The organism is Confluentibacter flavum (genome assembly GCF_002843175.1).
GTDB classification, from domain to species: Bacteria; Bacteroidota; Bacteroidia; order Flavobacteriales; family Flavobacteriaceae; genus Confluentibacter; species Confluentibacter flavum.
Genome location: NZ_PJEO01000049.1, coordinates 1 through 26,940, shown reverse-complemented (window position 1 = coordinate 26,940; position 26,940 = coordinate 1). Strand labels below are relative to the sequence as shown.

19 protein-coding genes are annotated in these 26,940 nt (G+C 35.8%); 12 read left to right on the top strand and 7 right to left on the bottom strand.

Annotation, left to right across the window (positions count from 1 at the left end):
• Nucleotide 1: 1 nt before the first annotated feature.
• From mreC to def, 5 genes are read left to right on the top strand one after another with little or no spacing between them, the layout of a single operon-like run.
• A complete protein-coding gene (gene mreC, locus CSW08_RS12625; RefSeq protein ID WP_106660236.1) occupies nt 2-814 on the top strand; it encodes a rod shape-determining protein MreC in 813 nt (270 codons plus the stop codon).
• A complete protein-coding gene (locus CSW08_RS12620) occupies nt 807-1,313 on the top strand; it encodes a rod shape-determining protein MreD (RefSeq protein ID WP_106660235.1) in 507 nt (168 codons plus the stop codon). The genes mreC and CSW08_RS12620 overlap by 8 nt, the downstream gene beginning before the upstream one ends.
• Nucleotides 1,310-3,241 (top strand): peptidoglycan D,D-transpeptidase FtsI family protein, encoded by a 1,932-nt coding sequence (locus CSW08_RS12615; RefSeq protein WP_106660234.1) that lies wholly within the window; start codon nt 1,310-1,312, stop codon nt 3,239-3,241. Before CSW08_RS12620 ends, CSW08_RS12615 begins: the two co-directional genes overlap by 4 nt.
• Nucleotides 3,241-4,515, top strand: coding sequence for a rod shape-determining protein RodA (gene rodA, locus CSW08_RS12610; RefSeq protein WP_106660233.1), 1,275 nt, complete (start codon nt 3,241-3,243; stop codon nt 4,513-4,515). The genes CSW08_RS12615 and rodA overlap by 1 nt, the downstream gene beginning before the upstream one ends.
• A gap of 33 nt (nt 4,516-4,548) precedes the next feature.
• Nucleotides 4,549-5,268: a peptide deformylase gene (gene def, locus CSW08_RS12605; protein WP_317044932.1), complete on the top strand. Its 720-nt coding sequence runs from the start codon at nt 4,549-4,551 to the stop codon at nt 5,266-5,268.
• 2 nt (nt 5,269-5,270) lie between these two features.
• Here the strand turns inward: def and gldC are convergent, their stop codons facing one another.
• Both gldC and gldB read right to left on the bottom strand, forming a co-directional pair.
• Entirely contained in the window at nt 5,271-5,606 is a 336-nt protein-coding gene (gene gldC, locus CSW08_RS12600) for a gliding motility protein GldC (RefSeq protein ID WP_100615212.1), read from the bottom strand.
• Complete coding sequence (gene gldB, locus CSW08_RS12595; protein ID WP_106660231.1) at nt 5,606-6,586, bottom strand: gliding motility lipoprotein GldB; 981 nt, start codon at nt 6,584-6,586, stop codon at nt 5,606-5,608. The genes gldC and gldB overlap by 1 nt, the downstream gene beginning before the upstream one ends.
• A 74-nt stretch (nt 6,587-6,660) precedes the next feature.
• Here gldB and nadE point away from each other — a divergent pair, with 74 nt between their 5' ends.
• Both nadE and CSW08_RS12585 read left to right on the top strand, forming a co-directional pair.
• Nucleotides 6,661-7,449 carry an NAD(+) synthase gene (gene nadE / locus CSW08_RS12590; protein ID WP_106660230.1) on the top strand — a complete coding sequence of 263 codons (789 nt, stop codon included), beginning with the start codon at nt 6,661-6,663 and terminating at the stop codon, nt 7,447-7,449.
• A gap of 105 nt (nt 7,450-7,554) precedes the next feature.
• Nucleotides 7,555-8,181 (top strand): response regulator, encoded by a 627-nt coding sequence (locus tag CSW08_RS12585; RefSeq protein ID WP_106660229.1) that lies wholly within the window; start codon nt 7,555-7,557, stop codon nt 8,179-8,181.
• On the opposite strand, the gene dnaG is transcribed toward CSW08_RS12585, so the two are convergent.
• Nucleotides 8,176-10,134, bottom strand: coding sequence for a DNA primase (gene dnaG, locus CSW08_RS12580; protein ID WP_106660228.1), 1,959 nt, complete (start codon nt 10,132-10,134; stop codon nt 8,176-8,178). The two genes, CSW08_RS12585 and dnaG, sit on opposite strands and share 6 nt — an antisense overlap.
• A gap of 329 nt (nt 10,135-10,463) precedes the next feature.
• On the opposite strand from dnaG, the gene CSW08_RS12575 reads away from it, so the two are divergent.
• The 3 genes from CSW08_RS12575 to CSW08_RS12565 all read left to right on the top strand — a co-directional run bounded on the left by CSW08_RS12575 (nt 10,464) and on the right by CSW08_RS12565 (nt 13,425).
• Complete coding sequence (locus tag CSW08_RS12575) at nt 10,464-11,198, top strand: acetylxylan esterase (protein ID WP_106660227.1); 735 nt, start codon at nt 10,464-10,466, stop codon at nt 11,196-11,198.
• 43 nt (nt 11,199-11,241) lie between these two features.
• Entirely contained in the window at nt 11,242-12,696 is a 1,455-nt protein-coding gene (locus CSW08_RS12570) for a family 43 glycosylhydrolase (RefSeq protein WP_106660226.1), read from the top strand.
• Nucleotides 12,697-12,879: 183 nt separating this feature from the next.
• Complete coding sequence (locus tag CSW08_RS12565) at nt 12,880-13,425, top strand: Asp23/Gls24 family envelope stress response protein (RefSeq protein WP_106660225.1); 546 nt, start codon at nt 12,880-12,882, stop codon at nt 13,423-13,425.
• Between the two features lie 221 nt (nt 13,426-13,646).
• Here the strand turns inward: CSW08_RS12565 and CSW08_RS12560 are convergent, their stop codons facing one another.
• Together CSW08_RS12560 and argS are read right to left on the bottom strand one after the other, a co-directional pair.
• Entirely contained in the window at nt 13,647-17,045 is a 3,399-nt protein-coding gene (locus tag CSW08_RS12560; protein ID WP_106660224.1) for a ThuA domain-containing protein, read from the bottom strand.
• A gap of 266 nt (nt 17,046-17,311) precedes the next feature.
• The gene (gene argS / locus CSW08_RS12555; RefSeq protein ID WP_106660310.1) at nt 17,312-19,087 is read right to left on the bottom strand and encodes an arginine--tRNA ligase; all 1,776 of its coding nucleotides are present in this window, start codon (nt 19,085-19,087) and stop codon (nt 17,312-17,314) included.
• A 458-nt stretch (nt 19,088-19,545) separates the two neighbouring features.
• Here argS and CSW08_RS12550 point away from each other — a divergent pair, with 458 nt between their 5' ends.
• Nucleotides 19,546-21,612, top strand: coding sequence for a tetratricopeptide repeat-containing sensor histidine kinase (locus CSW08_RS12550; protein WP_106660223.1), 2,067 nt, complete (start codon nt 19,546-19,548; stop codon nt 21,610-21,612).
• Here the strand turns inward: CSW08_RS12550 and ctlX are convergent, their stop codons facing one another.
• Complete coding sequence (ctlX, locus tag CSW08_RS12545; RefSeq protein WP_106660222.1) at nt 21,613-22,548, bottom strand: citrulline utilization hydrolase CtlX; 936 nt, start codon at nt 22,546-22,548, stop codon at nt 21,613-21,615.
• Nucleotides 22,549-22,835: 287 nt separating this feature from the next.
• On the opposite strand from ctlX, the gene CSW08_RS12540 reads away from it, so the two are divergent.
• Nucleotides 22,836-24,968, top strand: coding sequence for a CRTAC1 family protein (locus CSW08_RS12540; protein ID WP_162495555.1), 2,133 nt, complete (start codon nt 22,836-22,838; stop codon nt 24,966-24,968).
• Nucleotides 24,969-24,973: 5 nt separating this feature from the next.
• Here the strand turns inward: CSW08_RS12540 and CSW08_RS12535 are convergent.
• A partial coding sequence (locus CSW08_RS12535) for an FG-GAP-like repeat-containing protein (RefSeq protein WP_203226890.1) occupies nt 24,974-26,940 on the bottom strand: 1,967 nt, incomplete at its 5' end.

The following is a 26,940-nucleotide window of genomic DNA, read 5'->3' as shown; positions in this document are numbered from 1 at the left end:
CATGCAACAGATTGTAAATTTTATAATAAGGAACAAAACGTTTTTGTTATTCTTGTTGCTGTTTTCTATTTCTATTTTATTTACTGTTCAATCGCATTCCTATCATAAAAGTAAGTTTATAGATTCTGCTAATTTTTTAACTGGTGGCGTCTATAATTCTATAAATAATATTAGTGAGTATTTTGCTTTAAAATCCCAAAATGAGATTTTAACCAAAGAGAACAATCGTTTAAAGTCTGTTTTATACAATTCACAAACCAAACAGAACACCTCTTACATTGATAGTATAACTTTCAATGCACTATATAAATTTAGCACTGCCCAAGTTATAAAGAATAGTTACAACACAACAAACAATGTGTTGTTGGTTAACAAAGGGATTAAAGACAGTATCAAACAAGATTTTGGTGTTATTACCGATAAAGGTATATTAGGGATTATTGACCAAACCTCAAAAAATTACGCTACTGTATTATCTGTTTTGAACTCCAAGAGCAACATTAGTGCACAGTTAAAAAAAACAAACCATTTGGGTTCTTTAACTTGGGATGCTAAAAGTCCCGAATACACTCAACTGATTGACATTCCCAAAAATGCTCCTTTAGCAGTCGGGGATACCATAATAACGTCTGGACGTTCATCTATTTTCCCTAAAGGTGTTCTTATAGGAACTATAAATGATTTCAAATTAGACCCATCTGAAAACTCATATATTATCAATATCAAGCTTTTTAATGATATGACCAATATTGAACATGTGTATATTATTGAAAACGTTAATCTTCCAGAAATAAAAAAATTGCTGAATGAATAACGTGATTTCAATACATAGCATCCGGTTTTTTGTTCTTGTATTGGTTCAGGTTTTAATTTTTAACCATATCAACTTTCTTGGGAATATAAATCCGTATCCATACATCTTGTTTATAGCTCTGTTTCCAGTAAAAAATAATAGAACCGCAATAATAGGCTTAAGCTTTTTCTTAGGATTATCTGTTGATTTTTTTTTAGACACAGGTGGTATTCATGCCGCTGCCTGTTTATTTATTGCCTATGTGAGACCTATAATTTTAAAGTTTTGTTTTGGGACTATTTATGAACATCAAACCATAAAGTTTGAGACCGTAGAATTTGGCTCGAAGCTTACCTATTTTACCTTACTTACCGTGATTCATCACTTTGTTTTATTTTCATTAGAAATATTTAACATTTCAAAAATAATTTTAGTGCTTCAAAAAACGTTATTCTCAGGCATATTTACTATATTAATGTGTTTACTTATAACTATTATTTTTACTAGAAAGACCAAATGAGGCAATTATTACTTTTCATAATTATAGGAATAACGGGAATAACCTTTATTGGTAGGCTCTTTTATTTACAAATTTATTCTTCTGGTGATGAAAATTTATATGATGATAATGCCATTAGAAAAGTATATGACTACCCCAAACGCGGTTTTGTTTATGATAGAAATGGAAACCTTTTAGTCGATAATCAGCCATCTTACGATGTTATGTTTATTCCAAGAGAGGTAAAACCGTTAGATACGCTTGATTTCTGCAATCTTCTTAAAATAACCAAAGAAGATTTTATAGCAATTTACAATAAAGCCTATAATTATTCCCCAAGACTCCCTTCGGTTTTTATTCCGCAATTAACAAAAGAAGACTATGCAGCCTTACAGGAAAAAATGAGGAAGTTTGAAGGGTTCTATATCCAAAAACGATCATTGCGCCATTATCAAACTACCATTGGCGCTAATGTTTTAGGTGATATTGGCGAAGTAAACAATGCCATTATTGATAAAAACCCATATTATAAAATGGGTGATCTTATAGGGAAACAAGGGGTGGAAATATCTTATGAAGAAGTATTAAGAGGTGTAAAAGGCATTAAGTTTATTCAAAAAGACCGATTCAATAGAGATCTTGGCCCTTATAAAAATGGCATATATGATACGCTTCCAAAGCAAGGAAAAGACATTACCATAACGATTGATGCTAAACTTCAGGAATATGGCGAACTTTTAATGCAGCATAAACGTGGTGGCATTGTTGCTATAGATCCATCATCAGGTGAAATTTTGCTTATGGTTACCGCCCCTAGTTATAACCCTAATTTATTGGTTGGCAGGGATCGTTCAAAAAACTTCACAAAACTATATAACGATTCCATAGCAAAACCATTATTTGATAGAGGTTTAAAAGCCCAGTATCCTCCAGGCTCACCATTTAAAGTGATGAATGCGCTAATTGGTTTACAGGAGGAGGTAGTTACTACTGAAGATCAATTTTCTTGTAGAATGGGCTATTATTTAGGTAGCAGACGATTAACCGCATGCCATAGTCACGTCAGCCCCTTAAGCATGAATGGTGGTATTGCTCAATCATGTAATGCCTACTTTGCAAATGTGTACAGACGTATTATCGACAAAACCAAAAATCCAGATGAAGGCATGGATATTTGGAGCAATCATGTTAAAAGTTTTGGACTAGGCAATTATTTGGGCTACGATTTGAAAATTGGTAACAAAGGGCGCATTCCTGATAGTGATTTTTATGATAACTGGTATGGCGAAAATAGATGGGCGTCAACCTATAACATATCCAATTCCATTGGGCAAGGTGAAGTAGAAACCACACCCATACAATTGGCAAATATGATGGCTGCCATTGCTAATCGCGGCTATTACTATACGCCTCATATCATAAAGAATATTGAAGGCGAAACGATTGACACAAAGTTTACAACGCCTAATTACACCACTATAGACAAAGAAAATTTTGAGCCTGTAGTACAAGGCATGTTTGATGTATACAACAATGGTACTGCGTATTCCCTTCAAGTTCCTGGGATAGAAATTTGTGGAAAAACAGGAACTGCAGAAAATTTCATGAAAATTGATGGTGTAAAAACACAATTAACCGATCATTCTATATTCGTAGCTTTTGCACCAAAAGACAACCCAAAAATAGCTCTGGCGGTTTTTGTTGAAAATGGGTATTGGGGCAGTCGATTTGCTGGAAAAATTGCCAGCTTAATTATTGAAAAATATATTAAAGGCGAGATTACCAGAACAGATTTAGAGGACTGGATTTTAAGGTATAGTTTAGAACATGAATATGAAAAACCATACTCTGGAGAAGATTTTGGAATAAACAAAAACTCAACCCTAGAAATAGTTGATGATATAGAATACAAGAGACTTAAAGAGCAATTAAAAAAATTGTCTAGTTAATGGTAGAGGCCCAGAAGTATTTTAAGTTTGATTGGATTACCATTTTTCTCTTTTTTTTGCTGGTTGGTTTTGGTTGGCTGAATATTGTATCAGCCTCCCATAGTGGTGAAACCATTAACTATTTAGATTTCTCACAACCTTATGGAAAACAACTAATGTTTATTTTTATTACCATTGGTTTAATTATTATTCTGCTAGCTATAGAGTCCAAATTTTACGAACGTTTTTCAAGTGTCATTTATATTCTGTCCATGCTGTCTCTTGTAGGCCTTTTTATATTCGGAAAAAATGTAAATGGTGCCACATCTTGGTACGACATAGGTGGCATGACCCTACAGCCAAGTGAGTTTGCTAAAGCAGCCACCGCGCTTGCCGTTGCAAAGTATATAAGTGATCTGAATACAGATATTAAAAGTATTAAAGATCAAATTAGTGTACTCGCTATTGTGGCGATTCCTGCTATCTTGGTTTTGCTTCAAAAAGATGCTGGAAGCACGTTGGTTTATGGTTGCTTTATATTCATATTATATCGCGAAGGTGTATCTGCAGCCTATTTATTAATTACGTTATCCATTGTCATTCTATCGCTTCTTTCCATAAAATTTGGGGTTATAGCCACTTCAATAGTTATGGTTGTGATTGTATTAACACACCATTTTACTAGAAAAAGGAAACCTTTAATTATTCAGCCCATTTCTATAATTTTAATAAGTGTTTTGATTTGTTATGGTGTTAAACATTTTTATGATGAACTATTACCTGCACATCAAAAAGATAGAATTACCATTTGGCTAAGTTTAGAAAAAGATCCTGAAAAGTTAGAACGTATGAAAAAAACCATCGCTTATAACTTAAACGAATCCGAAAGAGCCATAAGTTCTGGAGGCTTAACAGGAAAAGGCTTTTTAGAAGGCACCAGAACTACAGGAAAATTTGTACCAGAACAACATACGGATTATATTTTTAGTACCGTAGGCGAAGAATGGGGCTTTGTGGGAAGCGCTTTTGTTGTTATTGTATTTGTCCTCCTTTTAATGCGTATTCTCCATTTAGCCGAACTACAAAAATCCCAATTTAGCCGTGTGTATGGTTATAGTGTCGCCGCTATTATCTTCATGCATTTTTTAATTAATATAGGCATGGTTATGGGTTTAATCCCCACCATTGGTATTCCATTGCCCCTATTTAGTTATGGTGGCTCTGGACTTATGGGTTTTACCATTTTATTGTTTATTTTTATAAAGTTGGATTCTGATAGGATAAACCAATGGTAGCCAATAATTGAGATTCATTTATTTTAGTTTCATATGAAGACATATATTGTTTATAATGTTCATATGGTATCGCCTTATTTTCCTAGGTGTTTTGCACAAACTTGTTGTTTATGGCGATTTCTTATGCAAAAATGCTGTTTAATTTGTGTCGTTCTTCTGATGGTTGCTTGTTCTAGCTCCAAAAACACTAATAGCCAAAAGTCATTTTCATCGGAACAAATTAATTTAATTACAGCTGCCGATTCCCTTACCCCAATGCGTGTTTTCAAAATAACAAATACAAGGGATTCTCTATTATTAAGAACTAAAAGCCATTACATTAAACCTGATTCAACCAATATGGTTCTACAAACATTTATAAAGCGTCTTTATAAAACGGTTACAGACAGCATGTCTTTAGGTGTTGGCATTGCAGCGCCTCAGGTAGGCATTTTAAAGAATATTATTTGGGTTCAACGATTTGATAAAGAAAATTTTCCTTTTGAAGTGTATTTAAATCCAAAGATTGTTACCTATTCGGAGAAAAAACAAGTACGTAGAGAAGGCTGCCTATCTATTCCAAATCGCTCGGACACATTAAGTAGCAGAGCTTATTCTATTTTGTTGGAATATGATACCATGGAAGCCAACCATATAACAGAAACGGTGGAAGGTTTTACATCCATTATTTTTCAGCATGAAATTGATCATCTAAACGGTATTCTCTACATAGACCACCTCAACAAAGAGGTTTTGGATGCTAAAAAGAATTGAGACTACTTTTTCAACTCCAACTTTTCAGCAAAATAATCACAAAAATCTTTCATTGTGGCCGTCATTTTCTCATCTTGCGTAGCTCTATTAAAGGTGTCACTCATACCTACCAAGGTTTGATGAAAAAATATTTTCATATCATCAACAGGCATGTCTTTTGTCCACAAATCAATTCGTAATGTTTCTTTCGCATTAGGATCCCAAACCGAAAGCATCATGGCTTTGGCTTTCTCATTTTCAACACCACCGTCTTGCGCCGTCCAATGTAACTTTTCTGGCACTCTATTTTCATCAAGGGTTACTGTAAGTTCTATTTTAGATGTTATTTTTTTTGACATTATTTACGTGGTTTAAACTTTGAATTATTAAATATTTCTTCGGTGCTGGCATCAAACATGTTTACTAAAGACACATTATTTTGATCCATATACGCTCTTACTATTTGCCAACCTATATATTGCCCTAATTTATCGGGAGACTGTGTATCTATTTCTTCTAAATAAAACTTGGAAAATGGCGCATCAATGATGAATCTGGCCGGTAATTTAGAATCAGTACTATATAACAACTCTCTTTCAACTAGATAACGCCAAATATAACTTTCGTTAGCAATAGCCCAATCTAACTGCTCTTGTGTATAGGCTATACGTTCGGCTTCAGTTTTAAAGGGAATCATGATGTCTTTAAAATAAAGCAGTTTTCCATGATAAATCATTTCATCCAACAAGGTTTTATGCTGTTGATGGTAAATATATTTTTGGGCGTATCCATCAGCAATATCTACAACGATTTGATTTTTATTCATATCGGCCGCAATGTATTGCTGTATACCTTGATAAAACTCGTGGTCACTTCCTAAATATGTGTCTAACGAAATAACAACAATGGTATCTGTAACAATCACTTTGTGCCTGTAATCCACTTCACTGGTCGTGGTGATAATTCTGGGTGTATTAAACACTGGAAAATAATATTTTAAATGATTGAATAAGGACTCAATCTCTTGTTTTGTATCATCCATTTTAGGAAATGCCTTTTCAACTTCAAAAAATAATTGCTTTTGCAACGTATCATCCATTTTTTCAATCCAAAAGGTATCGCTATACTTTTCAGAAAACATAAACGGATAGGCAGTTTGTAATTTCTTTAAATCGTTTGGTGAAGATTTAGCAAACAATTTATCAAATCGTTCTATATCAACCTCAGTCCCTATTCCAGCAATCTCATTTTCTAATTTATTATCTTTTTCGCAGGCTAATACAACTATTGCAAAAATAAATACATAGGATAAACGGTTTAAATAAAACTTAAACGGCATAAATTTTTATTAATTAAGTGTTTGGTTTATTTTTGTTTACAAATGTACTATTCTTGAATTTAAATTCATTTAATATGCAAACAGAAAAAGTTGCTAATCATATTGTTAATTGGTTAAAAGATTATGCCACTAAGGCAGGTGTAAACGGATTCGTCATTGGAATTTCTGGTGGTGTAGATTCTGCGGTCACCTCTTCACTATGTGCAAGGACTGGATTAAACGTATTGTGTATAGAAATGCCCATACATCAAGCGGAAAGCCATGTAACCAGAGCACAAGAACATATTAAACAATTAAAGGAAAGATTTAGTAACGTAAGCGATATACGTACTAATTTAACACCCGTTTTTGAAGCTTTTAAAGCAGAAGTTATTTCTGAAGGCTATCAAACTACCGTGGATATGGCATTGGCAAATACCAGAGCGCGTTTGCGAATGACCACACTTTATTATTATGCGGGACTTTATAAGTTACTGGTAGCGGGTACCGGCAATAAAGTTGAAGATTTTGGTGTTGGTTTTTACACCAAATATGGCGATGGTGGCGTGGATTTAAGTCCGATTGCGGACCTACTAAAATCTCAAGTTTACGAACTTGGGATGTATTTAGAAGTTCCAGATTCCATATTAAAAGCTGCGCCTAGCGACGGCTTGTTTGGAGATGCCAGAAGTGATGAAGCACAAATAGGTGCCTCTTACCCAGAATTGGAATGGGCAATGCGCATGGATGAAAAAGGCAAAACCCTTGAAGACTTTTCAGATAGGGAAAAAGAGGTCTTTAAGATTTATAAGCGTTTTAACAACACCAACAAGCATAAAATGCTTCCGATTCCTATTTGCAATATTCTTAAAGAAATGTTATAATTATTGTAGTATATATAAAAAATTCTTACATTTGCTGCTTAGGAAACTCTCTCCGTCATGATTCTCTCAACAAAAAATTCATGACAATCTAAAACCTAAAAAATTATGATAAAATTATTAATAGCAGATCCACACCCTATCGTGAGAAAAGGTCTTGAACATCTATTTTCTAGCTCTTCTAACATTAAAATTGTTGGTAGTGTTGACAATGGTAACGACCTTCTTGAATTCTTGAAAAAAGAATCAGTAGACATTGTTTTGTCTGAAATTGATTTACCCAAACTCAATGGGTTAACAGTTTTGAGATATTTAAAAACTGACTACCCAAATGTTAAAGCAGTTATGTTTAGCTCGCAACCAGAAGAAGTTTATGGTTTAAACGCCATAAAAGCTGGTGCTTTAGGTTACATTTCAAAAACTGTAAACATCATTACAATTAACGAAGCCCTTATGAAAGTACATGAAGGTGGCGTTTATTTGAGTAATGAGTTGACACAACAATTAGCTTTTGGTAGTAGAGTTAACAAGTCTGGTTCGTTTTTCAAAAAACTATCAACCAGAGAAACTGAAGTTTTAAAACTTTTAGCTATTGGAAAGAAAAACAAGGAAGTTTCAAAAGAACTAAACATTAATGAAAAAACAGTGAGCACCTATAAAGCGCGCTTAATGAGAAAACTAAAAGTAACCAATATGGTTGATTTGGTTAATCAAGCGAAGCTGATGGACTCATAGTACTCTATTGAGTTTTCTAGATAAAAGCATTTTTAGCCCAGAATAGTCTTTGACTTCCTCGAGAACACTTCTGTTAATTTCAGATTTATTTCTCAACGTTTCCTGTTGAAATTCAAAGACCTTCTGTTCTATTAAAAAACATCTTAAACTCAATATGGTTTCACTAACTAATTGGGCAACGCTGGAAGTTTTATCTTTTGGATAAATATTCATGCGTTGCCAATTATCTAGACTATAACGCTCGTCTTCCATTAGAATAGTGGTTATCTCATTACCCATGTCCGCATCGACGATATTAACAAATGTTTTAAGTTCAAAATCTGGATTCTGATTTAAAGCATCAATAATAGTATAATACAAAGTTTTAAATTGCGGATTTGAAAATTCCATTTCATCTTCCTGTAAATCCAAAAACACTTTTTCAAATACTTTCGCCGTTTGTTTGATAGGCTCTAAAACAAGTTCGCTTTTATCATTTTCCTTTAAAACCAAATCTTCAAAATCTTCTGTTTTATTTCCATAAAGCAACAACACTTCTATAATTTTTCGTTCCAGCACATATTGAACATCCACCTTTTTTATTGGCTGTTGGTTCTTTATAACATCAAATGCCTTTTGTTCTGCTTTATACTGGGTATTCGCTTCTTGCACATCTTTCTTATTAATTTGTGCCAGCGTGCTAAATAAAACTTCTTCACTAATGTCCATGATTCTGGCGCATTCTTGAATATAGATTTCCTTTTTTATACGGTCTGGAATTTTAGAAATACTGTTTACAATATCCCTAACGGTTTCCGCTTTTTTTATGGGGTCATTTTTAGAATCTTCAACTAATAGCGACGCCTTAAATTGGATAAAATCTTTAGCGTTCTCCTCAAGATACAATGACAGTTCTTCAAGCGTATTTTTTCTCGCAAAACTGTCGGGGTCGTCACCCTCAGGAAACGTACACACCCGAACGTTCATCCCTTGTTCTAAAATTAAATCAATCCCACGAATGGAGGCACGCATTCCTGCCGCATCTCCATCAAACAATACGGTTATGTTTTTAGTCAGCCTATTGACTAATCTAATTTGTTCCGCTGTTAATGCCGTACCAGAAGACGCCACTACATTTTTAATACCAGTTTGATGAAACTGGATCACATCGGTATAACCTTCCACCAAAAAACAATTATCTTCTTTAGCGATGCTTTGCTTGGCATGAAAAATACCATATAACACATTACTTTTATGGTATACCTCACTCTCGGGAGAGTTGACATATTTGGCCGCTTTTTTGTCATTTGTTAAAATACGTCCGCCGAAGCCCAACACACGGCCGCTCATACTTTTTATAGGGAACATCACACGCCCTTTAAACCTATCAAACCGTTTATCGTCCTTAACTATGGTGAGTCCTGTTTTTTCTAAATAATCAATATTGTAGCCATGTTTTAAAGCGTCATCGGTAAAGGCTTGCCAAGCATCTAACGAATACCCTAGATCAAATTTTTTAATGGTGTCTTCCGTAAAACCACGCTCTTTAAAATAACTAAGGCCAATGGATTTCCCTTGGTCGGTTTTATGCAGTACTTTTTGAAAATAGGTATTGGCAAACTCATTTACCAAATACAAACTTTCGCGCTCGTTGGCATGTTCCTTTTGCTCATTACTTTGCTCCGTTTCTTCTATCTCTAGATTGTATTTTTTAGCTAAATATTTAATAGCTTCGGGATAGGTAAAATGTTCGTGTTCCATTAAAAATGCGACCACATTGCCCCCTTTACCGCTACTAAAATCCTTCCATATTTGTTTTACTGGTGATACCATAAAACTTGGTGAACGTTCATCGCTAAAAGGACTTAAGCCTTTAAAGTTACTGCCCGATTTTTTAAGCTGTACAAAATCGCCAATAACCTCCTCTACTCGGGCGGTTTCAAATACTAAATCTATGGATGCTGGTGATATCAAATTGTTCTATCATTCCTGTGAAAACAGGAATCTTATTAATGAAACTATTAAATTTTGCTATGGATTCCTGCGTGCGCAGGAATGACAATGTAAATGTAATATAAACAATTCATTATTGAAATTTAAAATTATTTGTGAATGAATCTCTTTCATTTAACAAGACAATCAATGACCTCAGATTTATATGATTAAGATGTGCTAACTCCCTCATATTTAATTAAAATATTATGATGAATGTCATAAAAAATGAGAATTCTTTTTTCGTATTTTTACAGTAAATAATTCTTCTTTTTCAAGAACAACAAAACTAAAAAATTTAAAAATCAATCATGAACATTAAACGCAAAACATTGTTATCGGCGATGGGCTTTGTATTTTTGGTGGGATTGGTATTATCAGGAAATTCTGCCATGGCGCAGAGACAAGCTGATTACGCTACCAAACTTGACACTACACGAAGCATCGCTCCTTACTTCACTTCGGCAACAACTAAAAAAATGACCCCTGACTCAGATGGGTTCATTCAACGTTGGCTGCTCTTAGAACCCATTAACAAACCAAACCGTGGCAATACTGTTTTTACAGATAGCTACCTAAGAAAAGCATTTGACACCCTGTATTTCGCTAAGCAATTTACAATACTGCCAAAGCATGGCGACAAAGTAAAAGTTGGAAACGAACAACTAAAATGGCATGCATTGGAGAGCACCAATTTCAATGTGAAATTATTTCGTTTCGCTTTTGGGTTAGATAAACAGATTTATGGCGTTGTATTTTGGGCAGTAACCGTCGTGAACAGTCCAGAAGAAATGAAAAACGTTAGAATGGCTGTAGGTTCTAATTCTGCATCCATGTGGTGGGTAAATGGAAAAGAAGCCGCACTACTTTCGGGCGACAGACGTATGGTGATGGATGATGTTGTTTCTACCCGTTTAACACTTAACAAAGGGAAAAATATCATTCGTGGGGCAGTCATTAATGGTCCGGGAATGAGTGATTTCTGTGTACGCTTTCTTGATGAAAAAGGAGAACCAATTAAAGATATCACAATTAGTTATGAATAGAATTAGTTCCTATTCAATATCAATTATAAAAAATTATTTACTGATGAAAATAAGCATTAAAAAAATAGGCAGGACAGCCATGCTATTAATATCGTTGACCGGTACATTAATGGCACAAATTGGGAAACCATTCATTCATGATCCATCAACCATCATGGAAAGTGATGGCAAGTATTATACATTTGGCACAGGCTCGGGGGGATTAATATCCGAAGATGGCTGGACATGGAATCGTGGTGGTGTAAGGCCCGGTGGTGGTGCCGCTCCTGATGCCATAAAAATTGGTGATCGTTACCTTATTGCATATGGCTCAACCGGTGGCGGATTGGGTGGTGGACATGATGGTAAAATAAATACCATGTGGAATAAAACGCTTGACCCAAACTCTCCTGATTTTAAATATACAGAACCTATCTTAGTTGCAGAATCTAAGAATATGGAAGACAATGACGCCATAGATCCAGGGCTTTTACTAGACCCAACCGACGGACGTCTATGGCTATCTTACGGCACTTATTTTGGAAACATTCGCCTTATTGAACTTGACCCTAAAACAGGAGATCGTGTAAAAGGGAATGAAGCATTAGACATTGCTATTGATTGCGAAGCTACCGATTTGGAGTACCGTGACGGATGGTATTATCTTCTTGGTACACACGGCACTTGTTGCGATGGTTCAAATTCAACCTACAACATTGTAGTGGGTCGTTCTAAAAAAGTAACAGGCCCTTACCTTGATAATATGGGAAGAGACATGCTAAGAGGTGGCGGCAAAATGGTCGTTTCATCTGGTGGAGGACGCATGAACGGCGCTGGACATTTTGGGCGCACCATTATTGAAGATGGCGTTGAAAAAGTGTCTTTACATTATGAAGCAGATTTAGATCAAGGCGGACGTAGCGTATTAGCCATAAGACCATTATTATGGAAAAATGGATGGCCAGTTGCTGGAGATAATATTAAAGATGGCACTTATGAAATTGAATCTGAAAGACGCGGATATGCCTTAGAATTGGTAGTTGATTTTGTAAGAATGCCACGTACAGCACGAGGATTTGGCGCAAATACAGACGAACCAATAGTACCCGTTCCATCCCAACAATTATCAGATGTGATTAATACCTGGCCAACAGGAAATATTGATGTTAGAATAGGAGATTATATAGGACGTCCGCATCAAAAATGGACCATTACTGCAGTTCCTGAAGCGAGTGGATTTTTAGGTAGTCCATCCTATAAAATAGTCATAGAAGGAACCGAACGCGCATTAACAGCAACAGCAGATGCTGAATTAGTAACGGTTCCAGCATTTACTGGTGCGCCAGAACAATTATGGCGAATCGATCAATTGACTGATGGCACCTATAGAATAATGCCTAAGGTAGTCCCAAATTCAAACAAAAAGTTAGCGTTAATATCTATTGGAGATAGCACACCAACCCTTGCCGAATTTGACATGAACAGTGACAATTCCAAATGGAATTTTAGAACTCCTTAATGCTGTTTTTAAATATATGAAAGCCGCTTGTTTAGTTAAACAAGCGGCTTTTGTTTTTTATTGAAATTTTTATATTATTTGGAAATTTGATTTTGTGAGAAAAAATAGCGAACTTCGTTTAACTATTGATATAGATAATTTATTATCTATCCATATCTTAAAGTTACCCAACATTTAAACTGAATGAAGAAATCAAAAATAATTCTAATCCATTTTGTATTATTTATTTTATTATCATTAGTTTTTTTCTTCTCGGCTGAGTCAATTTTAAAAACCTTTGCTCCTGATTTAAATTATGTTACAGTTTGGATAACTCTTGTGATTTTTGGAATAGCTTTTATATTTATTGTCCTGCTTATATCTTGCTTAATTTTTATTTTAAGAAAAAAGAAAACCAAAAAAAGAAAAAAAATTGAAAAAATTGAACTGACTAAAAACGGATTTCAGATCAATTATGATGAAGAAATTACTCAATTCAAATGGTCAGAGATTGAAAAACTGACTGGATTTAAAGTTGACCGAATTACAACAGATGATATTTGTTTAAAAATTGAATCTGATAATAAAATATCTTTTGCGACAGAGGAATTCGAAGGTTGGCGGATTTTTATGACCGAATTGCTAAATAAATTTCCCGAAATAGATAAAAATTGGGAAAGTATTATAGCAATTCCAGCATTTGAAAGAAAAGAAACCGAATTGTATAACAGAAATAAAAACGTTGGGTAACACCGTGTAAAAAACATTGCTTATTTTAGTTTAATCGTTTGGTCGTTGCTTTGTTTGCTAGCTTCTGATTTTCCTTCGGAAAATCCTCGCACTCAAACACGCAACGTTCCTTACACATAAACGTTAAACGAACCAGACAAAAAATATAATCTCAAAGACTTTAAAATAATCCCATAAAAAAGCCCGCATAAGCGGGCTTTTAATTCTATAAATTGACAAGACTAATTAAAGCTTGCGTTAGATAACATTAACTGAGAAGGTTCTTCTTCTGTAACACCAGGCGCTGTGTAAATAACATATAAATTAGTTTGTCCTGTTTGCGCTTTTATTGGTACATTAATCATGACATTGCGTTCGCCTGCTTTTGGTTTTGGCATAGAACCTCTACCTAAAATGGGGCCATCTGGTGCATTCAATCGAACTTCAAAAGCATATTGGGCTTTTGGTGGTTGCCTAAAAAATCGAGCGTTTAAGATAACAGACTTAACCCCTGTTAAATCCACAGTCCCCAATTCAAACCAACCTTTGGCTTGGTCTAAAATCGCCATAGCACCACCGTTAAAGCTTCTAGCACCAACACCTTCTTTTTTCATGTCTTCTTTAAAAGCCACGGTGCTACTAGGTAATATCACAGATTTTGAACCTGTTAATGGAATGGCACCTACTTCACCCTCATCGGTATAAGTAGCTGTAATGCGCATCAGTTGATCTGGATTTTTTGGATCGGCTTTTACTTTCCCTTGAGCTGGTAATGATTGGTTTTTAGCACCATCATCAGCCAACGCCATAATGTACGAGGCTATTTGGCTAGATTCATCCAATGTTATATTTGGATGTGCAGGCATCATCACTTCTCCCCAAACTCCTGAACTACCCGAAACAATTTTTTGCTGTAAATAAGATATTGCACGCTTTTCATTTTTATACTTTTCTGCGACGTCTATATATTTGGGGCCAATAGATGTTTCAGCTTCTTTATGGCAAGCTTTACAATCCATGGATTGCGTTAACGCTTTACCTGTTGCTGCTGCAGATACTTCTTGGTGACCTAAATAATCTTCTTCATTATCAATCTGTTCTAAATAATCAACACTTACAAAAATATTGTCATTGTTAACTTTTTCGTTACCATCTGGATCGGTTACCGTTACATCATATGCCACATAGCTTCCCGGTAAAAAGAACGAACTATTACCTCCTATGATGTCAATTTTTAATTCTGGTCTAGAGTTTCCAGCAACAATGGTCAATGCTTCGCTTTTTGCTGCTTCACCTTTATCGTCTTTAACTTCTACTACTATTTTATAGTCTCCAGCTTTGGCATAAGTATAGTTTAATTCTGGCACGTTGGTTTGTTTGGTTTCGCCATTACCTAAATCCCATGTATAAGTCATTGGATCTTTTTCCCTATCTCTTGCTTCTACTTTCACAGTCACAGCTAATGGTAATTTTCCATTATTAACATCCACTGTTAAACCCTCAACTACTGGAGGTCTGTTTCCTTCTTTATATTGAATGTAGCTTAAGCCCGAATCTGCATTTTGGGTAAACCAACCATTTCCATATTCCAATAAATACACTCTACCATCGGGACCAACCTCCATGTCAATTAAAGCATTCAATGTAATATCTGAAGCGAAAGGTTCCATTTTACTAAAACTACCATCGTCATTTAAGTGAACCGCAAACATCCATCCACGAACCCAATCATACACCATAAGTTTGCCATCGTAATAGCTTGGTAATTCTTCAGATCCTTCATACATATCGGAATAGTACGTAGGGCCGGCCATGGCATTTCTTCCACCAGATGTTGTTTGTGGAAAATCTTGAGAATTTACATAATCATAATAAATATAGGCTTGCTCTGCTTTTGGAAGTTCTGTTAAACCAGTATTATTTCTAGAATTATTGATTGGTTTTTCTGGATTGAAAGGCAATCCCGATTCGCCAGTTTCGTAATTATAATCCACGTAAGGTATATTATTGGCAATAAATAATGGCCATCCATAATTACCAGCTTTTTTCGCTTGGTTAACTTCATCATACCCTCTAGGTCCACGTGTTTTTAAACTGTCTGCCCTTGAATCTGGACCAACATCACCCCAATACAAGTAGTTTCGTTTCATATCTATAGAAATACGGTACGGATTACGATGCCCCATGGTATATATTTCCGGTCTTGTTTTTTCTGTTCCTACTGGGAATAAATTTCCTGCTGGAATATCATAACTACCATCTTCATTAACTTTTATTCTTAGTATTTTTCCTCTTAAATCGTTAGTATTACCCGAAGATCTTCTAGCATCGTACTGCTCATGACCTGGAGAATCATTTAAAGGTGCATAACCATTATTAACATATTTAACATCCCTTTCGTTAAAAGGGGTTGAGTTATCACCGGTAGAAACGTACAGCAGACCGTCGGGGCCAAAAGCTATGGAGCCACCTGTATGGCAACAAATATCACGTTGGCTGCCAACATCTAAAATAACTTGTTCAGAAGCTACATCAAATACATCATTCTTGAATTTGAAACGGGACAATCTGTTTACGCTTTCACTACCTGCTGGTGAATAAAAAACATAAACCCAATTATTTTTAGCAAAATCTGGGTCTTTTTGTAATCCAAGAACACCTTCTTCGGCATTGACTCCTGGTGCATCTGAGCTAAAATATACATCCAATTTAGCCACTTCCTTAACTTCTCTTGTATCGGCTTTATAAAGCATTATTTCACCTCTTCTTTGCGAAATAAGGACGTCATTGTTAGGAAGTACAGTCATTTCGGTAGGTTCGTAAAACTTACCTTCAGTTAACATCACTTTAGAAAAACGATCTGCTGCCGGAGGAATTTGAGAGCTTGCTTTTTTATAATTAAGAATCTCATTGTCGCCAATAGCATACTGTATACCACCTAATATATGTTTTAAAAATAATGCTTCTGAAAAGCTTTCATCTGTATGACCGCCACCAGTGTAAAATGCTCTACCACCATCAAAATCATGGTACCAAGCAATGGGATGAAAATCGCCATTCATACCACCTTCATAGGTTGATTCATCCAAAGTGATCAATACATTGACATTTGGGTTTATTTTTTTGTAGTTATACAATTCATCAGTACGATGCCAAATGGTATCTGTAAAAAACTCGGTTGCTACAAAGTTTTTATCTTTTATAATAAAATCTGCTTCTGGCGTACCACGTGGATGACTTAAAAAATAAGCCCCGACTAATTTATTATACCAACCCCAATCATATTCGGTATCGGCTGCCGCATGTATACCAACAAAACCACCTCCTGCTTGTATATAACGCTCAAAGGCTGCTTCTTGATAATGGTCTAGAACATTACCCGTAGTACTCAAGAAAATAACAGCCGAATATTGTTTCAGGTTATCTTCATTAAATAATTCTGCGTTTGTTGTAGTATCAACTACAAAACCATTTTCACTACCTAATTTTTGAATGGATGCGATACCCGCTGGAATGGAGGCATGTACAAATCCCGCTGTTTTAGAGAACACTAATACCTTAGGGGCTCCTTCTCTTTTTTTACTACAAGAACTAAGGGTGATCGTGGCAACAAGAATTAATAGAGGCAATATTTTTTTCATTAGTTTAATTTGTTTGTGGTGTTAATTATTTAGTTATCTGTTGGTTTCAGAAATGGGTTTAAAAATACATTATCTGATATTTACAACACTACTTTTATTACACATTTAACAGTTTTTGTGATTACAAACCGTCCAACAGAGTAATTACCTCCTTAAATGGGCAGTTTTTAAACTGTGGATACTAAAGCGAATCACAAATTAATTGAAGTGCGAAAATTAATTATTCTTACTCTTGATTAAATCTAATATGTTTAAAACGAAAAAGACTACATTCTTTCAGGAACTTGGATCCCTAAAACATGGAAAGCCATCTTTATAGTTGAAGCTACTTTTTTTGAGAGTTGGACTCTAAATATTTTTTCGTTTAAATGATCCGCTCCTAAAATAGAGACGTTTTGGTAGAATGAATTGAATTCCTTAACCAATTCATACGTATAATTAGCAACCAACGCCGGACTGTGTTGTGATGCCGCATTTTGAATAATCTCTGGAAACAGCTCTAATTGTTTTAACAATTCTTTTTCCTTTTCATGTAATGGCAATTCTATGTTTGCGGACAAATCAAAATCTGCTTTTCTTAAAATAGCCTGAATTCTGGCATAGGTATATTGTATGAAAGGCCCCGTGTTTCCTTGAAAATCTATAGATTCCTTAGGGTCAAACAAAATACGTTTTTTAGGATCTACTTTTAATACGTAATATTTTAAAGCGCCTAAACCTATCATTTTATATAACTCTTGTTTTTCTGAATCGTTATAGCCATCTAATTTTCCTAATTCTTCTGAAATCTCTTTAGCGGTTGTGGCCATTTCTTCAATTAAATCATCAGCATCTACTACAGTTCCTTCCCTACTTTTCATTTTTCCGCTAGGCAAATCGACCATGCCATAACTTAAATGATATAAATTTTTGGCCCATTCAAAGCCCAATTTTTTCAAAATTAAAAACAGTACCTGAAAATGATAATCCTGTTCATTACCAACGGTATAAACCATACCGCCTACATCTGGAAAATCCTTGATACGTTGTATGGCGGTACCAATATCTTGCGTCATATACACAGCGGTTCCATCCGAACGTTGCACTATTTTTTTATCTAATCCATCTTCGATTAAATCGCACCAAACTGAGCCATCTTCTTCTTTAACAAACACACCTGATTTCAATCCTTCAGCAACAAATTCCTTTCCTAATAAATAGGTATTACTTTCATAATATAAGGTATCAAAATCGACACCTAAATTTTTGTAAGTTTCAGTAAAACCATCATATACCCAACCGTTCATTTTTTTCCAAAGTTCTACCACTTCTTTATCGCCAGCTTCCCATTTTTGAAGCATTTCTTGGGCTTCTACTAAGATTGGGGCATTCTTTTTTGCGTCTTCTTCAGATTTACCCTCTTTAATTAAGGAGCTTATCTCATTTTTATATTCTTGGTCGAATTTCACATAATAATTCCCAACCAATTTATCCCCTTTTAACCCTGTACTTTCGGGTGTCTCATCATTCCCATAACGTTTCCAAGCCAACATACTTTTACATATATGAATGCCTCTATCATTAATTATTTGGGTTTTATAAACCTTTTTACCAGAGGCTTTTAAAATTTCGGAAACACAATATCCCAAAAGATTGTTTCTTACATGTCCCAAATGCAAAGGTTTATTGGTGTTTGGTGACGAATACTCAACCATGATGGCTTTGTCCTTTGGGTTTGGCGCTACAAAACCGTAGGTGTCATCAGTCTTTATTGTATTGAAAAAATTAATATAATAAGCATCACTTATTTCAACATTCAAAAATCCTTTTACAACATTAAAGGCTTTAACGTCTTCTACATTTTCAACCAAATAATTACCAATCGTTTCACCAATTTGAACTGGATTCCCTTTTAGAACACGCAACATGGGGAAAATAACAACGGTTATATCTCCTGCAAATTCTTTTCTGGTCGCTTGAAATTCAACGGTTTCCAATTCCACATTAAAAGATGTTAAAACGGCTTGTTTTACTTGGGTCAATAAAGTCTCTTGAAGGCTCATTAATGGTATTTTTTTGGTGAACAAAGATAAAACTTTTATTAAAGCTTTATTGTAAAAAAGCATAGACTTATAATACAAACAAAAACACCAAACATTAAGAATTAATTACAAAACATAAACTGTTATTCAACTGTAAAAAAGCCCGCATTGAAATCTTTAAAGTTATAACGATATTTCAACCACAAATGGTTGTTTTTCTATGTTTCTCGCAGTTTGTCTATTCATCGGTTTTTCTCAAAAAAAGGGAATAACTCTTTATCTAATTTATTGGTATTAAAACGCCTAAATTAGATTTTAACTCAGCTTTTTTCAACTTTTGCTGTGTAAAGCTATTACTCAAAATAAAATTGAATTTTTTTTACGTCAACAACCAAGCAAAAATTCAATAAAAAACATCTTAGTTTCCCTCAACTAGATGTTGCTTAATAATGGGTTTCAAGCGCATTATAAATAATTGTATGAGGAAAATAATTACTTTAATTATTTTTATATGTTTCATAAAATCTGGTTTTTCACAAAACTCGGACATAGATAGCCTATCTATAGAATTAGCGTTTCAAAATGCCGATACATTAAAGGTAAATACATCCATTAAACTTATTGAAAAGCTTTATGAAATCAATGATTTTGACAGAGCCTTAAAATACATTATTGAAAGTGAAAAACTTTCATACACATTAGATTATAAAAAAGGCATTGCTGAAATTACGTATTACAAATCATTAATTTATGCGCAAAAAAATGATTATATCAATGCCATAGATGGTTACACAAAATCTAAAGATATATTTAATCAATTAAAAGACACCTTAGGAATTGCAAAAGTCAATAACAGCATTGGCCTTATAGAAATTAAAAGAGGGAATTATGCCAAAGGCCTTCAATACTCACTTTCTGCCATTAAGGAACTTGAAAAAAGACGTCTTAAGAATGATTTGCGTTTAGCATACAGCAATATAGCTAAAGCTTACTACAATATTGAAGATTATGATAAATCTATAGAATTCTATTTAAAAGCGTTACAGGTACAAGAGCAATTAAATGATAAAAAAGGAATTGATATATCTAATAGCCGCTTAGCCGAACTTTATTCCATGAAAAAGGAATTTAGAAAATCTATTGATTATTATGAAAAAGTTTTAGCCAACAATCCAACTAATAACGATTCCATACAAAGTGTTGTTTATCCAAAATTAGGTGGCGAGTACTTGCAATTTAATGATTATGAAAATGCCAATAAATATCTTGAACAAGGATTAAATATTAATAGACGTATAAATAATAAGGATGGCTTATTAACGGCTTTAATAAATCTAGGAAACTTAAACTTGCAGCAAAACAAATTAGTAATTGCTGAAGCTCAGCTGCTGGAAGCTGGCAATATTGCGGAAGACATTAATAATAAAATTGAGTTACTAAGGCATTACAAACTAATGAAAACCTTAGACTCTGTAAGAAACAGATTTGATAAGGCATTTGTTTGGCAACGAAAGTATTATGATCTAAAAAGCAGCCTAACCAATAATGGTTCCGTTGATGATGAAACTATTGAACGCTCGGAATTAGATTTAAGTTTAAATTTTGACCAAAAATCGTCCGAACAAAATAATATTACAGAAAATAAAGAAACCTCAAAAACCAAAAAAGATTTTGATAGACTTCAGTTAATTTTTTATGCATTGCTTGCTGCTCTAGCTATCGTTTCTACGTTTTTAATATTAATATATTTAAAACGTAATAGTAGTGTAAAATATGCCCAAGAATTAGAAGAGAAAAATATTAAGATAGAATTACAAAACGAAGCATTTCAAGAACAAACCAAACACTTAGAAAATGTTAATAATGTTAAGGATAAATTGTTTTCTATCATTTCGCACGACTTAAAAGATTCACTGTCTTCCATTAATAGCTTTATTGATTTACTGAAAGACGGCTCTTTAACCAGAGCTGAATTTGATAATTTAATACCGGAGTTAAGTGAAAATGCCAATAATGCGTCTTTATTATTATTCAATTTATTGAACTGGTCCAAATCCCAAATGCAATCACTTAAACCAAACCCTAGTTTGTTTGACGTTCAAGAAGTTTTTGAAGATAAAGTAAAACTTGTTGAGCAACGTTTAGAAAGTAAAGGCATTGAATTGGTAGATCACTCTTTAAGGGATTTTGCTTATGCCGATAGAAGTATGATAGAAATTGTAATTCAAAATTTACTTGCGAACGCATTAAAATTCTCTAAAAAAGGAGACAAAATTACCATTTCAAACCATATAAGTAATGGTCATTGTATTATTAGTGTTGCCGATACGGGCATTGGAATTTCGAGACAAAATATTGAAAAACTTTTCAAAAACAATTCATTTACCACTATGGGAACCAACAATGAAAAAGGAACTGGTCTAGGGTTATCTATCTGTAAAGAATTGGTAGAATTAAATAGCGGTAAAATTTGGGTTGAAAGTGCTGTAAATGTTGGTAGCACTTTTTATGTACAATTACCAAAATCTAAACCAGTAACCGCTTAATCAAACTTTAGGCAAAAATACTTCTGCCATCATACAACGTGCACTTCCGCCACCACATGCTTCAATAGTATCTAAAGAACTTGTTAAAATACTAGTGTGTTTTTTAAGGGTTTCTATTTGATGTTTTGTTAGTGAATTATAGGCGGCCTGACTCATAACTAAATAAGGTTTCTCGTTAGCCCCTTTTACTTGAAGCATATTGCCCGCAAAATTATTTACTTGTTGCTCTGTGATCGTTATTATTTCTTTGCCATCTTGCTTTAAATGGTTCATCACGTTTTTTCGTTCTGATTTATCGTCAATACAATCCAAACAAACCACTGCAAAAGTGTCTCCAATGCACATCATAACATTGGTATGGTAAATGGGTTTTCGTTGTCCATTAATAGTTTGGTTTGCATTAAAAATTACTGGAGTATATTCAAAATCCTCACAAAATTCTATAAATAACTCCTCATCAGAACGAGGCGACAAAGCACAATAAGCTTTCTGGTTTACCCTATCTAAAACAATACTTCCTGTGCCTTCTAAAAATACATGTTCTTCTTCTGCACTTGTATAATCTACAACGTTTTTAATTACATAACCATGATCCTCTAATATATCTAATACATCCTCTCTTCGCTCTAAACGTCTGTTCTCTGCAAACATGGGGTACAAAGCAACCGTTCCATTTCCGTGAAAAGATATCCAATTATTAGGAAATATAGCATCAGGAGTATCGGCATCTAACGTATCATCAACCACAATGACATGAACCCCAATGCCCCTCAGTTTAGCAACATAGTCATCGAATTCTTTTTGTGCTTTAGCATTAACAGCTTCTGGCAATGTAGTATTCAATACTTTTTGATAGTGGTTATTTACTGCGGTTTGTTCGTTCATCCTAAAATTTATAGGACGAATCATTAAAATAGTGCTTGTGATTTGTTGCATACCAAAAATATAATACTGTAAAAATAAAACTATTGCGTTAATAAAACACACCTTAGTAAATTTTGATTTTAAAGAAAAAAAAAGATACCTTCGTTTTCTACTGAACTAAAACCGCTAACTCAAACATGTCCTTTTCTTTTAAAAAATATTTGTTCCTATTATTTTGTCTGTCAATTGTTATACTATTTTTTAGTTGTTCAAAATCAAAAGAGACTACTAATTTTAAAGCTGTAGAATTTACTATACCTACTCGCACTCAAGGTGAAGCAGATGATAAAACCAGAGAGATGATTAAACATGTACAGCATGCCGTTTCGCAAATAGATGTTGAGAACGTTCAGTATATTTTGAATAATAAAAAAGTAGCCATTTTAGAGAATCGTCTTCAAAATTTAAGTGGAAATAAAAGAATAAACGTATTATTCCCTTATGGTATGGAACTGCTTAATGCTGGAAAAACTGAAGAATCCATAGCCACTTTAAAAGAAGTATTAACTGCTATTGAGGGTGCCGATACCCAATCTAAAGCAGATAAAATTTTCATTATTAAAAAACAGTTGGCAATAGCCTACATGAGAAAAGCGGAACAAGACAACTGTCTTGCCAATCATACAAATGAATCCTGTATTATTCCTATAAGTTTAAAAGCTCAACATATCTTGAAAGAAGGCGCTGAACAAGCAATTGTTTTGCTCAACGAATTACTTGCTCAAAATCCCAATGATCTGGAATGCCAATATCTACTCAATATAGCACACATGACTATAGGCCAATACCCTGCAAAAGTTCCTGAAAAATTTAGAATACCTGAAACTTATTTTTCAAGTTCTACGGGTTTTCCTCACTTTTCAGATATAGCAACGACATTAGGAGTGGATGTCACCCAAAAAGCTGGAGGAACCTGTATTGACGATTTTAATGGGGATGGTTATTTAGATATTATTGCATCTTCATGGGGTTTTGACGACCAGATAAAATATTTCGAAAATGATAAAATGGGTGGTTTTACCGAGAAAACCTTAGATGCAGGTTTAAAAGGCGTCACTGGTGGTTTAAATTTAAGACATACCGATTACAACAATGACGGCCATTTAGATTTTATTATTCTTCGTGGAGCTTGGTTATCTAATAATGGTGGTATCCCAAATTCATTAATGCGAAATAATGGAGATGGCACTTTTACCGATATAACCATAGAGGCTGGAGTATATTCCTTAAATCCCACACAAACTGCTGTATGGACCGATATTAATCTAGATGGTTGGGTTGATTTGTTTATCGCCAACGAGTGGTCACAAAACAAACAAAGTCCATGTGAATTGTATTTAAATCAGGCTGATGGCACATTTAAAAATATCACAATAGATGCTGGAATTTCTGCTACTGGTTTTTTTAAAGGCGTGGCAACTGGGGATATAAATAATGATATGTATCCAGACCTATATCTGTCCAATTATTCAGGACCTAACACTTTATACATTAATACAACTCAAGAAACCGGGAAACCTTCCTTTAAAATTGCTACTAAAGAAGCTGGTGTTACCAATCCTGTGCAAAGCTTTCCAACTTGGATTTTTGATTATAATAATGATGGTTTTGAAGATATATTTGTCTCTAGTTATTCTTCAGCAAGCATCCTCCCTTCGGAAATGATGATTAGAAATATAAAAACGAAATCTCCCGATTACAGACCGCTTTTATATAAAAATAACGGAAACGGAACGTTCACCGAAGTATCATTACAAGTTAACTTAAATGAACCCATTGCTACCATGGGCTGCAATTTTGGGGATTTGGATAATGATGGCTTTTTAGATTTTTATTTAGCAACGGGTGATCCCAGTTATTTCTCAATCGTACCCAATAGAATGTACCGCAATGTTAATGGTGAAACATTTGAAGATGTTACTTATAGTTCAGGTTTTGGACATATCCAAAAGGGTCATGCCATAGGTTTCGGTGATTTAGATTTAGATGGGGACCAAGATATTTATGCCGTTATGGGAGGCGCTTTTGAAGGTGACGTGTTTGGAAATTTACTTTTTGAAAACCCTTTAGGCAATAAAAACAATTGGATTAATATTATTTTAGAAGGAAAACGAAGCAATCGCCTAGCCATGGGAGCAAAAATCATTGTAACCATAGAAGAAAATGGTAAGAAAAGAAACATCTATCATTCTGTAGGTACTGATGCCAGTTTTGGTGGCAACAGTATCATGGCAGAGATAGGCTTAGGAAAAGCTTCAATCATCAAAAAAATGGAAATCAAATGGCCCCATTTTTCCAAGGAAACAACAATTTATGAAAACATAAAAGTAAATCAAACCATCAAAATTATTGAAGGAGAAGATATTCAAAACCTGAACCTACCCCAAGCTCCATTTAAAAGCAATAATGACATGCAGCATCACAACCATTGATTTCATTATAATTCTAATCTAAAAATGGCCAATGGCATATTGTTGTTGGCAATGAAAATATAAGGCTTGTTCTTGATGCTCACCAATTCCATGTTCTTGGCGTTCAGGTCGTTGTAAAAGCTTATGTCCCTATAGGGCCTCAACCCTCCCTTGGAGTCGCCCAACAATATGTACCCAATGTTGGAATCGTAGCGCACCGTCTCGACCTCGGCCTCATGGATCGCCCCAGAGCCAACAACGTCCAGGTGCCCATCACCGTTGATGTCCATGAACACAAAGGACATCGTCGGCCCTAACTGCGCAACGCCCGGAAGGTGCCCGACCGCAAACTCCCCGTTGCCCTTGTTCTCCATATAGACCGACTCGAACCCATATACTTCCTTATGGTAGGAACTTGCCAACATCTCGCTCCCGTAAATATCCGCCAGGCTCGAATTCGCGAACTCCTTATAGGTCTTGATCTTTTCGCTAACGAACGGGTTCTGGCTCGTTGAGCATTCCTTCCCCCGAACCGGTACCAGGTTCCCATCGTAGAGCTTGCTCAATATCATATCGTAGTTCCCGTCGTCATCGAAGTTGTTCCCATAGATGTGCAGGGGCTTCTCCCTGGACGGATGGAACTTATTGTTCCCACCAAGGTTGCCCACAAAATAGTCCATGTCGCCGTCATTGTCGAAATCCACCTCCGATATCGTGTTCCACCAGCCCTCGGTGCCACCCAAAGAGGCGATTTCGGTTTTCTTAAATTCACCTTTTTCATTATTGAACACCGTTATGGGCATCCACTCCCCGACCACCATAAGGTCCCTGTCGCCATCCCCGTCATAGTCCGATAGCAATATATCGTTCACCATCCCTATCTCCGAGAGGCCCGGCGCCACCTTATCGGTAACGTCCCTAAAGCGCCCATTGGCGTTCTCCAGTACGTACGACCTCGGTGCCAAAGGGTACTTGCCCGGTATGACCCGTCCCCCTATGAACAGGTCCAGGTCACCGTCGCCGTCGTAATCAAAGGATGTCACCGCCTTGGTGCTGGATAGCATCCCTGGCAGCTTGTCCGTCCTGGTGAAATTGCCCTTGCCGTCGTTAAGGTAAAGCCTGTCCTGGAGCAGCCCATCGTTCTCCCCAAGCTCGTACCCCCCGCTCGCCACGTAAAGGTCTTGGTCCCCATCGCCATCGGCATCAAAAAAATGCGCGCCGTTGTCCTCGTGTGCCCTGTCCCTTTCAAATGCCGATTGGGCCTGCCCATTGAAGGTCCCGCCCGCATTCTGGAGGTACAGTTCCGCCGGCTGGCCCAGCGCGCCCCCAAGGAACACATCATCCAGCCCATCGCCGTTCACGTCCGCCACGGCAAAGGCCGGCCCCTGCTGCGACTGCTTCTGCGGCAGGAGCACCTGGCGCGAAAAATCGTTGAAATCGTTCTCGGCGTGCCAAAAGCCTATGCCAAGAGCGCTCGGGTTCAGCCTGGTGAAGTTCCTTGGCTGTTCCTGTTTTGTCCCACTATTGGAATTGGAGCCCTTATGCTCGAAGGTCACCGTACGGTTCGCCCTGATGTTGTCCGAAATGGTCACCTTGCCGTCCCCCCAGGCCACCTCTATCCGCTTGATGGACTCTTCCGCCCCGATGCCAAAGTTCAGTACCGGGGAGACCGACGACTGGTAGCCCCGGGAAAGGAACAGCTCCTGGTACTGCTGGGTGCTATCGGTGAACACCTTGACCTTTGCCCCTATCGCATTGATGTTCTTTTTATCCCCTACCAGCTTGATGCTGATATAGTTGTTCGTGGAATTGTTACGGTAAACGCTCGCAATGTCCTCAAGGTTGTTCAGCACAAGGTCAAGGTCCCCATCGTTGTCCAGGTCGCCATAGGCAACACCGTTCGAGTTTACCGCCATATCAAAGCCCCACTCCTCTATGACCTTGCCGAAAGAAAGACCCCCATCGTTACGGAAAGCATAGTTCTGGAGCTTAT

Excerpts from the sequence above, each read along its gene's own strand:
- mreC (WP_106660236.1), top strand. The coding sequence starts at position 2 with ATGCAACAGATTGTAAATTTTATAATAAGGAACAAAACGTTTTTGTTA.
- CSW08_RS12620 (WP_106660235.1), top strand. The coding sequence starts at position 807 with ATGAATAACGTGATTTCAATACATAGCATCCGGTTTTTTGTTCTTGTA.
- CSW08_RS12615 (WP_106660234.1), top strand. The coding sequence starts at position 1,310 with ATGAGGCAATTATTACTTTTCATAATTATAGGAATAACGGGAATAACC.
- rodA (WP_106660233.1), top strand. The coding sequence starts at position 3,241 with ATGGTAGAGGCCCAGAAGTATTTTAAGTTTGATTGGATTACCATTTTT.
- def (WP_317044932.1), top strand. The coding sequence starts at position 4,549 with ATGAAGACATATATTGTTTATAATGTTCATATGGTATCGCCTTATTTT.
- gldC (WP_100615212.1), bottom strand. The coding sequence starts at position 5,606 with ATGTCAAAAAAAATAACATCTAAAATAGAACTTACAGTAACCCTTGAT.
- gldB (WP_106660231.1), bottom strand. The coding sequence starts at position 6,586 with ATGCCGTTTAAGTTTTATTTAAACCGTTTATCCTATGTATTTATTTTT.
- nadE (WP_106660230.1), top strand. The coding sequence starts at position 6,661 with ATGCAAACAGAAAAAGTTGCTAATCATATTGTTAATTGGTTAAAAGAT.
- CSW08_RS12585 (WP_106660229.1), top strand. The coding sequence starts at position 7,555 with ATGATAAAATTATTAATAGCAGATCCACACCCTATCGTGAGAAAAGGT.
- CSW08_RS12575 (WP_106660227.1), top strand. The coding sequence starts at position 10,464 with ATGAACATTAAACGCAAAACATTGTTATCGGCGATGGGCTTTGTATTT.
- CSW08_RS12570 (WP_106660226.1), top strand. The coding sequence starts at position 11,242 with ATGAAAATAAGCATTAAAAAAATAGGCAGGACAGCCATGCTATTAATA.
- CSW08_RS12565 (WP_106660225.1), top strand. The coding sequence starts at position 12,880 with ATGAAGAAATCAAAAATAATTCTAATCCATTTTGTATTATTTATTTTA.
- CSW08_RS12560 (WP_106660224.1), bottom strand. The coding sequence starts at position 17,045 with ATGAAAAAAATATTGCCTCTATTAATTCTTGTTGCCACGATCACCCTT.
- argS (WP_106660310.1), bottom strand. The coding sequence starts at position 19,087 with ATGAGCCTTCAAGAGACTTTATTGACCCAAGTAAAACAAGCCGTTTTA.
- CSW08_RS12550 (WP_106660223.1), top strand. The coding sequence starts at position 19,546 with ATGAGGAAAATAATTACTTTAATTATTTTTATATGTTTCATAAAATCT.
- ctlX (WP_106660222.1), bottom strand. The coding sequence starts at position 22,548 with ATGCAACAAATCACAAGCACTATTTTAATGATTCGTCCTATAAATTTT.
- CSW08_RS12540 (WP_162495555.1), top strand. The coding sequence starts at position 22,836 with ATGATTAAACATGTACAGCATGCCGTTTCGCAAATAGATGTTGAGAAC.